The 13,238-nt window shown below is 33.7% G+C and carries 16 protein-coding genes and 1 pseudogene; 14 read left to right on the top strand and 3 right to left on the bottom strand.

Annotated features, from left to right (window positions below; genetic code table 11):
- Positions 1-10 precede the first annotated feature (10 nt).
- Both ACFSTE_RS03485 and ACFSTE_RS03490 read left to right on the top strand, forming a co-directional pair.
- Positions 11-985: a deoxyhypusine synthase family protein gene (locus tag ACFSTE_RS03485; protein ID WP_176029420.1), complete on the top strand. Its 975-nt coding sequence runs from the start codon at positions 11-13 to the stop codon at positions 983-985.
- 19 nt (positions 986-1,004) lie between these two features.
- Positions 1,005-1,226, top strand: a pseudogene (locus tag ACFSTE_RS03490) (hypothetical protein); the annotation flags it as partial.
- Positions 1,227-1,283: 57 nt separating this feature from the next.
- Here the strand turns inward: ACFSTE_RS03490 and meaB are convergent.
- Positions 1,284-2,378 carry a methylmalonyl Co-A mutase-associated GTPase MeaB gene (gene meaB / locus ACFSTE_RS03495; RefSeq protein ID WP_176029422.1) on the bottom strand — a complete coding sequence of 365 codons (1,095 nt, stop codon included), beginning with the start codon at positions 2,376-2,378 and terminating at the stop codon, positions 1,284-1,286.
- A gap of 134 nt (positions 2,379-2,512) precedes the next feature.
- Between meaB and ACFSTE_RS03500 the strand changes: the two genes are divergently transcribed.
- Positions 2,513-2,938 carry an organic hydroperoxide resistance protein gene (locus tag ACFSTE_RS03500; protein WP_176029423.1) on the top strand — a complete coding sequence of 142 codons (426 nt, stop codon included), beginning with the start codon at positions 2,513-2,515 and terminating at the stop codon, positions 2,936-2,938.
- A 113-nt stretch (positions 2,939-3,051) separates the two neighbouring features.
- Here the strand turns inward: ACFSTE_RS03500 and ACFSTE_RS03505 are convergent, their stop codons facing one another.
- Entirely contained in the window at positions 3,052-3,612 is a 561-nt protein-coding gene (locus tag ACFSTE_RS03505; RefSeq protein WP_176029424.1) for a DUF2911 domain-containing protein, read from the bottom strand.
- Positions 3,613-3,963: 351 nt separating this feature from the next.
- On the opposite strand from ACFSTE_RS03505, the gene ACFSTE_RS03510 reads away from it, so the two are divergent.
- The 9 genes from ACFSTE_RS03510 (at position 3,964) to ACFSTE_RS03550 (ending at position 11,638) form a co-directional block, all read left to right on the top strand.
- Entirely contained in the window at positions 3,964-4,455 is a 492-nt protein-coding gene (locus tag ACFSTE_RS03510) for an RNA polymerase sigma factor (RefSeq protein ID WP_176031120.1), read from the top strand.
- Positions 4,439-5,056 carry a hypothetical protein gene (locus ACFSTE_RS03515; protein WP_378256179.1) on the top strand — a complete coding sequence of 206 codons (618 nt, stop codon included), beginning with the start codon at positions 4,439-4,441 and terminating at the stop codon, positions 5,054-5,056. Before ACFSTE_RS03510 ends, ACFSTE_RS03515 begins: the two co-directional genes overlap by 17 nt.
- The gene (locus tag ACFSTE_RS03520) at positions 5,040-6,416 is read left to right on the top strand and encodes a hypothetical protein (protein WP_176029426.1); all 1,377 of its coding nucleotides are present in this window, start codon (positions 5,040-5,042) and stop codon (positions 6,414-6,416) included. Before ACFSTE_RS03515 ends, ACFSTE_RS03520 begins: the two co-directional genes overlap by 17 nt.
- Before the next feature lie 581 nt (positions 6,417-6,997).
- Positions 6,998-7,330 carry a hypothetical protein gene (locus ACFSTE_RS03525; protein ID WP_378256177.1) on the top strand — a complete coding sequence of 111 codons (333 nt, stop codon included), beginning with the start codon at positions 6,998-7,000 and terminating at the stop codon, positions 7,328-7,330.
- Position 7,331: 1 nt separating this feature from the next.
- Positions 7,332-7,634 carry a hypothetical protein gene (locus tag ACFSTE_RS03530; protein ID WP_378256175.1) on the top strand — a complete coding sequence of 101 codons (303 nt, stop codon included), beginning with the start codon at positions 7,332-7,334 and terminating at the stop codon, positions 7,632-7,634.
- Positions 7,635-7,641: 7 nt separating this feature from the next.
- The gene (locus ACFSTE_RS03535) at positions 7,642-9,273 is read left to right on the top strand and encodes a PepSY-associated TM helix domain-containing protein (RefSeq protein ID WP_378256173.1); all 1,632 of its coding nucleotides are present in this window, start codon (positions 7,642-7,644) and stop codon (positions 9,271-9,273) included.
- 151 nt (positions 9,274-9,424) lie between these two features.
- On the top strand, positions 9,425-9,820 hold the full coding sequence (locus tag ACFSTE_RS03540; RefSeq protein ID WP_378256171.1) for a hypothetical protein: 396 nt from the start codon (positions 9,425-9,427) through the stop codon (positions 9,818-9,820).
- On the top strand, positions 9,807-10,325 hold the full coding sequence (locus tag ACFSTE_RS03545) for a flavodoxin (protein WP_176029431.1): 519 nt from the start codon (positions 9,807-9,809) through the stop codon (positions 10,323-10,325). The genes ACFSTE_RS03540 and ACFSTE_RS03545 overlap by 14 nt, the downstream gene beginning before the upstream one ends.
- A 668-nt stretch (positions 10,326-10,993) precedes the next feature.
- A complete protein-coding gene (locus tag ACFSTE_RS03550; protein ID WP_378256167.1) occupies positions 10,994-11,638 on the top strand; it encodes a hypothetical protein in 645 nt (214 codons plus the stop codon).
- Positions 11,639-11,707: 69 nt separating this feature from the next.
- Here ACFSTE_RS03550 and ACFSTE_RS03555 read toward each other — a convergent pair whose 3' ends face one another.
- Positions 11,708-12,055 carry a DUF6249 domain-containing protein gene (locus ACFSTE_RS03555; RefSeq protein WP_176029433.1) on the bottom strand — a complete coding sequence of 116 codons (348 nt, stop codon included), beginning with the start codon at positions 12,053-12,055 and terminating at the stop codon, positions 11,708-11,710.
- A gap of 149 nt (positions 12,056-12,204) precedes the next feature.
- On the opposite strand from ACFSTE_RS03555, the gene ACFSTE_RS03560 reads away from it, so the two are divergent.
- Entirely contained in the window at positions 12,205-12,792 is a 588-nt protein-coding gene (locus ACFSTE_RS03560; protein ID WP_378256165.1) for an RNA polymerase sigma factor, read from the top strand.
- Complete coding sequence (locus tag ACFSTE_RS03565) at positions 12,776-13,162, top strand: hypothetical protein (RefSeq protein WP_378256163.1); 387 nt, start codon at positions 12,776-12,778, stop codon at positions 13,160-13,162. Before ACFSTE_RS03560 ends, ACFSTE_RS03565 begins: the two co-directional genes overlap by 17 nt.
- Positions 13,163-13,238: the final 76 nt, after the last annotated feature.

Consider the following 13,238-nt stretch of genomic DNA (forward strand, 5'->3'; position numbering starts at 1 on the left):
TGACCAACAAATGAATACAAAAGGAGCAATATCCAATTTTATAGAGAAATATTATCTACACTTTAATGCAGCTACTGTCGTCGATGCAGCCAAGGCATATGAAGATCAGTTGAATAAAGGAAGTAAAATGCTGGTGTCCCTTGCAGGAGCTATGAGTACTGCTGAATTAGGAAAAATCTTTTCAGATATTATTAGAGAAGATAAAGTGCATATTATTTCCTGTACGGGAGCTAATCTCGAAGAAGATATCATGAATCTGGTGGCACACTCGCATTATAAAAGAGTACCTAATTACAGAGACCTTACCCCACAAGAAGAATGGGAGTTATTAGAGAAAGGACTGAATAGGGTAACAGATACTTGTATTCCTGAAGAAGAGGCATTTAGAAGGTTGCAAAAACATATATTCAAAATCTGGAAAGATGCCGAAGAGAAAGAAGAACGTTATTTTCCTCATGAATTTATGTATAAGCTGCTATTATCTGGAGTTCTGGAAGAATATTATGAAATAGATATAAAAGATTCCTGGATGTATGCAGCAGCAGAGAAGAACCTACCAATTGTAGTCCCCGGATGGGAAGATAGTACTATGGGGAATATTTTTGCGTCCTATGTGCTAAAAGGAGAGTTAAAAGCTAGTACGATGAAATCAGGAATAGAATATATGGCATTCCTGGCAGACTGGTATACGGAAAATTCTAAAGAAGGGATTGGTTTTTTTCAAATAGGAGGAGGAATTGCTGGGGATTTCCCTATTTGTGTGGTGCCAATGTTGTATCAGGATATGGAAAGAACGGATACCCCATTCTGGAGTTATTTTTGTCAGATTTCAGATTCTACAACTAGTTACGGGTCGTATTCAGGAGCGGTTCCCAATGAAAAAATCACCTGGGGTAAGCTCGATATTGATACGCCAAAGTTTATCATAGAAAGTGATGCGACTATTGTGGCTCCGTTAATATTTGCGTACCTTTTGGATATGTAACCAACAAATCAATATAGACATGAAAAGAGTAATTGTTGACTATAAAAAGCTTAATAAAGATATCCTTGCTTTGTTAGTAGAAAAATATCCGGATGGATATAATGATAGCGATATTGTTACTTTTAAAAATGGTCATAATGATGTTATAGAAGCAGTCGAAGTGAAAACAGAAGACACTGTTTATCTGGTGAAAATAAGTAAGCGTTTGGCTGATACTATGGCGAATTATGATTTAGAGGAGTAGGTTTTACAGGCTGATAGACCTATTGTGATACAGAAAAAGTTTAGTGCGGTACGCTTAAGCTTTTTCTGTATTGTTTTTATGAAGGGTAAGAAGTGCCTTGGCAGCAGCAAAGGGACTAATCTCATGTCTTTTTAGAGCATCAATTTTTTTTGGGAGTATTTCCTTGATGCCAGGATGATTAAAAAATGAGCTTTTTAATTGCTCTTCGATGGTTTGCAATAACCAATATTTATTTTGCTCGATTCTTTTATTTTCAAAAGAGCCATTTGTCTTTGTGATCTTTATGTAAGAACTAATCAGTTCCAGAATGTCTGTAATTCCTTCATTAGTTAGTGCACTACAGGTAAGTACCTGAGGAAGCCATCCGTTATGGGAGATAGGATAAAGGTGTAACGCTTTTTTAAATTGATTTTTCGCTTCCCGAGCTCTCTTTTTGTTATCACCATCGGCTTTGTTGATTACAATAGAGTCAGCCATTTCGATAATACCTCGTTTTATTCCTTGTAATTCGTCTCCTGCTCCAGCTAATTTGAGTAAAAGAAAAAAATCAACCATGCTGTGTACGGCAGTTTCACTCTGTCCTACACCAACTGTTTCTATGATAACGGTATCAAAACCAGCAGCTTCGCAAAGAATGATTGACTCTCTCGTTTTCTGTGCAACTCCTCCCAAAGAATTCCCACTGGGAGAAGGGCGTATAAATGCATCAGGAGAAGCGACTAATGTTTCCATTCGTGTTTTATCTCCAAGGATACTTCCTCCAGAAATACTGCTACTGGGATCTACAGCCAAAACAGCTACCTTTTTTTGATGGCTGATTAATATATTTCCCAGTGCTTCTATAAAAGTACTTTTGCCAACTCCTGGAACTCCTGTAATTCCAATCCGTATTGAATTATTAGAAAAAGGCAGGCATCTTTCGATTAATTGTTGCGCTTTTTCCTGGTGTAAGGGTTGGGAACTCTCGATTAAAGTAATTCCCTGACTAAGTGCAGTTCTGTCTTTTGTCCTGATTTTAGTAAATAATTCTTCGATATCTACCTTTTTTTGTTGCCTGGATTTGAAGCTCTTGATAGCTTTTGGATTCGTACTTCCAGGTGTTTTAGAAAAAGGAGTATTAGTGTTATATTTTGTGTTATCTTTAGACACGATATCGATTTATTGCAAATTTAAGCATTCATTTTTTGAGAAACATATACTTTGTTTACTAAGTGAAAAATTAGTACTCCGGACTTTGTCGTTACGGAGTTTATCATCATACATTAATCACTAAATATATACATATGAAAATTTTGTATACCGCAGAAGCAACAACGGAAAAGGGAAGATCTGGTCATGTTTCTACAGATACCAAAACTATTGATACACCATTAAGTGTTCCTAAAGAATTAGGAGGAGCAGGAGGAGATTATACAAACCCTGAAGAACTTTTCGCAGCAGGGTACTCTGCTTGTTATGGGAGCGCATTACAACATATAGCCGATCAGCGAAAAATCGATTTGGGGGATTTTACTGTCACAGCTGTGGTATCTATAGGAAAAACAGAAGAAGAAGAGTTTGAATTGGCAGTGGTATTAGATACTTATTTGCCGGGGATAGAAACAGCACTAGCAGAGGAATTGATTAACGAAGCTCATGAAGTATGCCCGTATTCCAGAGCGACTAGAGATAACATTGATGTAACCTTGAATTTGTTATTAGATGAATAATATAGTAATCAGGTCTTTCTTAGATGTAAAAGAAAGACCTGATGTGTCTATGTGATAATCGATGTCTAAATGTTCATGAGGTTCCCCTGAAGTAATGCTTCGTGTTTCTAGGTTTACTTTTTAACCTTTATAGGTACAGCAATCACTGTAGTGTCCCACGCGAGGTACATGATAGAAAAATCATTCGCTTCCTCAAAATAGATAGAAAATTGTTCTACTACATTAAGAAGGGGATTTACAGGAACCTCTATTGTTAGTACATCAAATTCAGGATTGTGTTTTACAGTTCCGTCCATATTAACTCCCCAGCTATATTGTTTGCTATTGAATAGTATTTTCCATGATTTTTTATTAGGAATAGTCCATAAAGTATATTTTCCTGCCGGTAATGTACTGCCATCAATAAGAAGATCTTTGGAAGTGTTAAAAGTAGTTGCTTCGTTAGCTCCGGTTCTCCAAACCTTGCCAAAAGGAACTAATTCACCAAAGATAATACGATCTTTTTTGTATGGGCGGTTATAAAATACGCTAAGAGAAGCTTCTTTGGTTTGATGTGTGACCGTCTCTTCGGGACTGTGTTTCTTAGTATTAGTTTTTAAGAAAGATAAACCGATATAGCTGATAATAGAAATTCCGATTAGAATAAAGATCAAACGTTTAATAAACTTGTTCATATAAGATATTTTTTGTGTAAGCTATGATTGGGGGTTAGACCTGTGTAAAATTAATAGAATGAAATTGTATAACCATCTCAAATGGTATAAATATTCATTATGATTGGATAAAGAAACAAAACAAAACCTATGTGGGCGATTGTTATCTGTTTGTAAATGTATTTTTTTTAGAAGAAAAAGCTTTTTTTCTGACTAATTTTGCAACATGCAGATTGGGAGAGCGTCATTATAGATGAATTGTAATCCGGGACTGTTTTTTAAACAACGTAAACACTAACTACTAAGTTGAAGAAAAATTTGTTACAAAGCGAAATAATAGAGCTATGTAGGGCGAATGATCGCCGTGCACAGATGAAGCTTTATAATAAGTATTGTGATGGGATGTATTATGTAGCACTTAGATTCCTCAAAGATCCGTATGAGGCAGAGGAAGCAATGCAGGAATCTTTTATCAAGGCTTTTACGAGATTACATCAATTTACAGGAGATGTCACTTTTGGAGCTTGGTTAAAGCGAATAGTGATTAATAAAAGTATTGACATGCTGAAGGCGAAAAAGATGAATATGGTAGCGATTAATGAACAGGTAATGTCGACAGTAGAGGAGCAGAATGATTGGTCTGTATCAGATTCGGTTACCGTAGAGGAAGTAAAAAAAGCAATAGAAAATTTACCCGAAAAATATAAATATGCTGTAATGCTATTTTTAATAGAAGGGTATGACCATAAAGAAATAAGCGAAATTTTAGATATTACCCCTGTAGCTTCCAGGACGCTGGTACACAGAGGGAAAAAACAGCTTCAGGATCAATTAAAACACTTACGAGATGGCACAGGATATTAGAGAGTTATTAAAACAAGATACCCACGTTTCTTCTGAGCGGATAAGAAAAGGGCATCAGGATCGTTTTTTGGCGAGACTCAATGAACAATTGCCAATAGAGAACCCAAAAAAGTCAACTAAGTATACTTGGTTAAAGGTTGCAGCAAGTGTTGCAGTTATAGTGTCTATATCACTGACAGCCTTTAATCAGTTCGGAAGCTCACAAAATACAAATGATGGTGTTGTAGGGCTTGATAAAGATAAAATAAAAGATGCGACGGTTTTGGTAGAAAAACAGTCTTCTGTTTTAGCAGATTATTCTCCTCAATATAAAGAGACAGAAAATGCATTTTTGACGAATGTAAAATACAGACTTTCTAAAATTGAAGTAACCGATGATAATAGAGAACTGGTAGAGAGTTTTATGGTTCGATTAAAGGATTTACACGAAGAATATCAGCGATTGAATAAAGAATTAATGGAAGAAGGTCCTTCTATGCAAAGCATTCAGGCAATGAAAGATAACCTGGAAATGAGAATTACGCTGTTAAATAGATTAGAAAACAAACTAAAAGAACAAGAAGATATTGAAAACGATAATTACAATGAAATACACGTTTAATATAGCTGTTTTAAGTGTCTTTTGTGGTGTAGGCTTATTTGCTCAGAATACAGAAAGCAAATTAAAAGAGTCTTTTTCAGTTGCTAAAGACGTAACAATTACATTAAATACCAATCACACAAATTTAGTTTTTGTTCCTTGGAATAAAAGCACAGTTACAGTTGAAGCATATTTGGATGGAGGAAATATAACAGAAGAAAACAAAGAGTATTTACTGGATAACTGGAAAGTCCATACCATGGCTAATCAGAATGCAGTAGTGATAACCTCTGCTTCTGCAAACTCAATCTCCAGAGAAGTTGCTGTTAAGAGAGGGTTACAGGAGCTGAGAATGATGGAACCAATGATCAATGATATGCTAGGTCCCATTATGGAGCGAATGGCTAATAACCCTATGCCAAGTACATTGCCTAAAAATAATAAGATAAATGCCAGTTTTGATTACGGAAAGTACAAAGAAGGAGAAGAAAAATATATAAAACAATGGGAGCACCAGATATCAGAGAAGTTTGGAGGTAATTTTGGAAACTCATTAAAAGATTGGAAACAACAATTTCAGAAAGGAGCAGAAGAAATTAGTGCCAAAATGGAAGTCCGCATGCAGGAAATAGGAGGAGAGAATTCTAAATACTGGGGAGAGCAGTTTGGAAGAGAGATGGAAGCATGGGCTAATCAGTTTGCTAGAGAATTTCAAACAAAACAAAATGTAGGAACAACTATACAAGTATATCGATATACGACCAGTAGTACGAATATAAATGCCAGTAAAATAATAAAGGTATACATGCCTAAAAATGCTAAATTGAGAATTAACTCCAGACACGGAGAAGTGAAACTTCCTGATTTTTCAGCAGATGTAAAAGCCTCTTTGTCACATACACTATTAACTGCGGGAACGATTGATGGTAGAGATACTTATATAGAAGCTTCATACTCTCCTGTATTTATTACCAACTGGAATGAGGGAGAATTGATACTTAATTATGTGAAAAGATGTGAAATTAAAAAGGCAAATACATTACATGCTAACGCGGATTCCAGTAGCATTATAGTTCATGAATTAAGTAAGAAAGGAGCTATTACAGGGAGTTTTGGAGCTGTTACGATTTTGAAGGTTGGAGCTGATTTTGAAAGTCTAAATCTGGCAGTAGCAAATAGTGATTTTAAACTAAAACTACCTGAAGAAGCATTTAATTTCGTGTATAATGGAGCGCAAAGTAGAATTTCGTTGCCTAAAACCATGGAGAAAACAGTAACAAGAAACTTTGGAAATATTTTTATCAACGGATTTAATGAAACCAGAAATACAGAAAAAATAATCACTATTAATGCTAAGTATAGTGAGCTAATATTACAATAATCGTTTTTACGATAATGTGTTAATTTTGTAGTAACTTGAAAATAGCTTGTCAAATATGTTTTGACAAGCTATTTTTTTATAGATTGTTTGTCTTAGAATTAAGACGCTGAATGTTAAGTTATTAAAAATTAATCTAAATAAATTTTATTTTTCTCTTAGACTGCTTTATTTTTGTGTGCAATAATTAATCAGTCTAAATAAGGATAAATGAATTTTTTCAAACAGGATAACGCTTTTTTATCGTTACCTCTACAATGTATGTACTATAAAAATAGGTGAAGCATTAATTAGGTACTTTTCTCGATGCCCTTAAGAATATATTGATTTTTAGAAGGGAGGCGTTCGAAAGTGACTAGGTAAGTTCTGACCCGTATTCATTAAGGGTAAAATCTATCTAAAAAAATAGTGTATACTAGTACTTCTACTGTTTCGAGTACCAATAACTAAAATATGGTTGAGTACTGCATCTGCTAATTAATACATACATTTTTTATACTGATACTAATTGTTTTTTGATTACAAGTTACGACTGTATTTAACAGTTTTAAAAAATGAATTAATAATTAATAATTAATAAAATCATGATTTCAATTACAGTTTTATTGATGTTATCTGGTTTCTTTTTTTTGTATAATACATCAAAAAGAGCCGTTTTGGAACTACCGGTAAAAGTAGAAACCTGGTTTCAGGGAAATGATGCAATTGCAAAATGTATAGGAATTACATTGTTACTAACTTCATTAATTGGTTTAACGGCTAATTTGGGAGTAGGAGCAGGAGTTTTTATCGCTTTTTTAATTTTTATGATGTTAGGTAGTTTGGTGATATTGCTAGCACCTCTTCATGTCATAACATATAAGCGGATAGCCATTTCATTTTGTGTTTTTTTATTATTAGAACTAATACTTTCATAAGATGCCGGCAAATCCAAAATATTTAACGACTTCGAATTGGCAACGTTTTGCAAAGATATCTTCAGGGATTTTAGGAGGGTATTTTGTAGCTGCTGCAATACATGTAGCGATCGCTTATTGGGTACCAGATTTTAAGGCTGTTCTGATCACGTCTATATATAGTATGTATTTGTTATGGGTAGCACTGATTATTGTACCGTTTTGGGCTAAGAATGGGTGGAAAGTATGGGGCGTGTATACGCTTGTGTTTTTTATATGTTCTATTGTGATTTATTTAGGGAAAATGTATTATCCAATAGTATAAATATAGCATGAGTAAGAGGGATTATAATGTGTTTTTTCATACACATACAGTAAGTGGAATAGTTATAAGTGTAGCACTATATGTGATTTTTTTTGCAGGAGCATTTGCACTTATAAAAGATGAAATTACAGCGTGGGAAAAAGGGAACCCTACAGCTGTAGAAAATAGAGCAGATGTAAACTACGATAAAGTGGTTGAAACTATCGAATGTGAAGGGTATAATCTATACGGAAGAGATATTCGATTAATGCCGAGTGATGTCAAGCAAGAAGTATTGGTAATTCTCCAGGGATCAAAAGATTCGTTAGCAACAAAAGAAGATAAAGGGAGAGCTTATTTTAAAATCAATACAGAAACTTATGAGACATCAGGATATTATGATTACTACAGCATGGGAGAGCTGTTGTTTCGGCTTCATTTTTTTAGCCAAATTCCTTATATAGGGATGTATTTGGCAGGATTAGTAGCGGTATTTTTCTTATTCGCTATTGTAACAGGGGTTGTAGTACATTGGAAAAAAATTATATCTAATTTTTATGTTTTCAGACCAGCAGCTAAGCTAAAAACGGTTTGGACAGATGCGCATACAGTATTAGGAATGATTGGCGTGCCGTTTCAGTTTGTGTATGCTGTAACCAGTTGCTTTCTGGGGTTGTCTATTCTGGCATTATTGCCAGCAAATTTTCTGTACAATGGAGATCAGGAAAAATTAATGGCAGATGTACTTCCTATGATGAAGACATACCCATTAGAAGAGAGGATTGAGGACGTGCCAAAAGTAAATCAGTTTATGCAGTTCACACTGGATAAATGGGAAGGTTTTACTGCAGAAGAAGTACATATAAAAAATTATGGTTCTTCCAATATGAAATTTCTGGTGGAAGGACTTATACGAGCAGAAGACGGCTTTCTGGGAAAAGGAAGGATTGTATACGAGGCCACTTCAGGAAAAATAACCTCTATTAAAGATCCTTATGAGAGCTCTTATATGGAGGGAGTTCGACTTGTGATATATCGTCTTCACTTTGGAGATTATGGAGGGCTTGCTTTAAAAATGGTCTACTTTATAATGGCTATTATTACCTGTTTCGTAATTATATCAGGTGTTTTGATTTGGTTAGAAGCGAGAAAGAAACGAAATATGCCAGAACGAAAAAGAAGATTCAATAGAAGAGTAGGGGTCATATACTTGGCATTATGCCTAAGTATGTACCCGATAACTGCAATTTCTTTTGTAGTCTCAAAATTAATTCCGGAAGAGCATAACCTCATGCGAATGGATATTCTGTATTGGACGTTTTTTGGTGGGTGGCTTTTAGCAACAGTATTCTTTATTCTCAAAAAAGACAATTTTTATACTAATAAGTATTGTTTGTTGTCAGGAAGCATTGTTGGTTTTTTTATTCCGATTAGTAATGGAATTTCTTCAGGCAATTGGATTTGGGTTACCTATATGAATCATCAACATGAGATTCTTTTTATTGATGTTTTTTGGATAGTGGTGTCTGTGATAACTTTTATAACAGCATTAAAAGTAAAGAGAAAAGAAGAACCCCAGAGAAAGATGAAAAAAGGGAAAATATCCATTGAGCTTGATAAGGAAAAAATGACCATAGCAGCAATGGAACCTGCCAAGTAGGTAAACTATCACGAAGCATTCCGTTAGAAACAATTTTTCAGTTTCAAGGCAAACTTTTGGGCATTAAACCGCCAATAAATATTTAAATCTAATAAAGCGTGCTGTACAGAAAATGTAAAATACGTAAGCACGTCAAAACAATAATTAAAACATGAAATTAAAAATATCACTTTTATGGTTATTTCTGGCAGTAGGTTTTATACTACACCACATCTATGGACTTTTTGGAGTATACTATCATGAGAGCCTGATGATGGAAGGAGCCACAGGCGAAGTACCTCTGATACATCATATATACCGAATCCTTTTCGAAGGAATAGCATTGATTTTCTGTTTATTGTCATTAGAGATTACAGCAAAGTTTTATAAGTGGATTGCATTTGTATGGGCAATCTTGCTAGGAGGGTATAATGTATATCATCTAGTAGCCTCATTTATGTATGAAGCATCAAACATATCCGAGATATTAATTTTAGGTTGGATGGTTGCCGTAAGTGCTTTATTAATATTGAATGGATATAAATGGATAAAAAATGGGCAAGAATAATGGTATTCTTTTAGTGTACGGTTCTGATACAGGTATGACAGAAGAGATAACACATGTAATTGTAGATGAATGTGATTTTAATGAAATAAATGTTGTCGAAGTAGCTAATGTTACTAAAGATGATTTTGCGGCGTATGATTATTTCATTCTAGGGCTTCCTACTTGGTATGATGGAGAACTACAGAGTGATTGGGAAGAATATTTCGAGGAGTTCAAAACTATTGATTTTACAGGAAAAACGGTAGCTGTTTTTGGTCTGGGAGATCAATATGGGTATCCGCAGTATTTCGTGGATGGAATAGGGATAATAGCAAAAGAGGTGCTAAGAAACGGAGGGGAAATTGTCGGGCATTGGTCTACTGAATTTTATGATTTTGATGAATCAAAAGCACTTTATAACGAAGAGTTATTTTATGGTCTGGCTCTTGATGAAGATAATCAAACTGATCTGTCTTCAGAACGTATTACTGACTGGTTAGAAATACTACGCAAGCATTTTAATTAAATAACAATAAGATGCTTAAAAGATTTTTTTTGTTTTTTGGTAGAACCTTCGGTCTAATTACGGGGAATGTCAAATAAGAAATAGATGCTGTTTTTGGATAACTCCAGGGTATTTATGTTCCGATTATCAAGTGAAAATTACAAGATATAATTCAAAGGTTTTTTCGAGAGGAAAAACCTTTTTCTTTTGTTTGTAAACGAAAAAAATAAAATAGTTAAAATATCTTAAATATATGTAAAAGTAATGTTGGTTACTGACTGGTTTTAAGCAATAAAAGTGCCAAGGATAACAAGAAATATACTTGTGTTTTTGTAGGTTTTTTTCTTTTTGTTAAAAGGTTTTTTTAGGAATTGATACATTGTTTTTATTGTGTATTTTGTTGATTTATACGATTTTAACATTAATAAACTTTTGATAACAAACAGTTAATTGAGTTGTTGGTCTGTAAATTATGTCTTTTGTCTATTAAAAAAACTTTTTAAAAACGTAATTAATTATAAATCAATTCATTAGTGTTTTAAAAGTGTGAAAAGTTCGTTTTTTGTGTTCTTTATCGAATATCAAAAACAGTTGATCTAAAAGTTAAGTTTTTTCTTTAGAGGGTCACAATTTAGTAATATTATTGTACGGTAATCACGTAACAATATTGACAGATAAGGGGACACAGTATGAGAACAACTTTACTTTTAATTACTTTATTTTTCGTAACTAACTTTTATGCATTTTCAGATAATAATCTTCAGGTAGAATTTGATGGATTGACTGTTGTAGTGGTAAACTTTGAAGAAGGAGATAAGATAAAATTATTTGAAGTAGAAACAGGGGATCATGTGTTGTCTAAAACTAGAGGACAAATCGATTTAAGTCAATTACCAATCGGGAAGTACTTATTAGAAAATAATGAAGGCCGGTCAATTGTTATTGAGCGAGGAGAAGATGAGATTTATCTAGAAGAAGAGGATGTGTTAGGGACTGATTATATGGTTGCGGAAGACAGTGAGAGAGCGACTGATCTTGGAGATATGAACACAGCAGAAGAATTGAACAATTTTTATGCTAGTACAGATTCAGACGAATTGGAGATTTCTAGAGAAGGAGATATCATAATAGTAGTTGATTTTGAAGAAGGTGATATGATTAAACTTTTCGAGATTAAAAATACAGTTCATGTATTATCTAAAACGACAAGAACAATTGATCTTAGTCAACTTCCTTTTGGAAGATATGTGCTGGAAAACAATAGAGGAAAAGCTATTGTAATTGAAAAAATTAAAGAAGAAATAATAGAGGGGCAAGGATACGCTATGTATTAATAAACCGAAAACTCACATACACAAAAGACCGAATCATTCACAAATTCGGTCTTTTTTTTATTATAACCTTTATTTGTCCAGGTTTTTTGTTATTGTGAAGGAAGTGTATAACCCAATACCAGCCATCAGGAATATGGTGCCTGGATAGGCAATATCTTCATCTACACCAATAGCCTTATCCAAAATACCGGCTATAAATATACCGATACCGATCCCCATGCATAATAGGGATAGGTTAAGGATAATGATTTTCCAAATTGGGGTAACTTTCCTATCCTTAGAATTAAAAAAGATAGAGGCGTCTGCTCCCTTATCAATTAAAGCCATTCGTTCTTTATTTCTGGCAGAGATATATACGTAGTATATACCAAAAATAACTCCTAATATAGCAGGTAAAATAATAACTTCTGCTCCCATAGATTTACATTTTTTGTGATTAATACTGTTCGTTTTCTTAGTAAGACGGGATTGTTTTGAAGTTGGTTACAGGTTTAATTAAAAAAAATAATTTATTTTTTTAGTAAGTAAAATGTAACCGTAAAGAAAGATTGTGCGTCATATAGATAATGACACACTATACTGATCAGGAAATTATCGATAGAACCTTAGAAGGGGATACAGCTATCTTTGCGGCTCTTGTGGAGCGGTATCAGTATATGGTGTATACGGTAGTGTATCGTATTGTACGTAATAAAGAGGAAGCGGAAGAAATAGCACAAGATAGTTTTGTAAAAGCATATCAGTCGTTGGGAACGTATAAAGGGAAGTCGAAATTTTCTTCATGGTTATATACTATTGCATACAGAAAAAGTTTGGATAGGGTTCGGAATCAATCTGTAACTTTTACAACTAGTGTAATAGATAACGTATCAGAAAAAGCTTTAAAACAAGTAGAGAATGCATTAGACTATATGGAGAGTAAAGAGCAGAATGAAATTGTTTTGGAGGCAATTATGAAGCTCCCAGAAAAGGAATCAGTTATTGTTACACTCTATTATTTAGAGGAAAATTCAGTAAAAGAGATAGCAGCTATTGTCGGGATTTCTCCTCAAAATGTAAAAATTAAACTTTACAGAGCGAGAAAAAAACTATATTCGCTACTAAAGGACTATGTTTCACCAGAAATAAAGGATAGATATGGAAGAGCGTTATGATGAAATAGAAGAATTGATAAAGAAGACAGGAGTAGATGTTCCTTCTGTAGGGTTTGTTGATACTGTGATGAAAAAGATTCATGCAGAGACAGTGCCTTGTAAAGAAGATTATAAGATGTCTCCTATTGTGTCAAAAAAAGCATGGGGTGTTATTGGAATTTTGATAACAATGTTTTTAGTGGGAACCTATCTTTTTGTGGATGTTTCACATTTTTTTAGCTATAAGTTCAAGTTCTCGTTTTTTAAATTCGGGTTTAATTTTTCAGGATATACAGCAAGTAAATCGTTTATTTATAGTGTATTGTTATTAATGGTGTTATTTGTAGTTCAAGTAGTTTTTTTGAAAAAACGAATAGAAAATAAAGTGTAGAATATGTTTTATTTGTATAAATAAAGTAATAAAAAAACCTCCAAATCGCGATTTGGAGGTTTTTTTATGTTGTTAA

The organism is Aquimarina hainanensis (genome assembly GCF_042684685.1).
Lineage (GTDB): Bacteria > Bacteroidota > Bacteroidia > Flavobacteriales > Flavobacteriaceae > Aquimarina > Aquimarina hainanensis.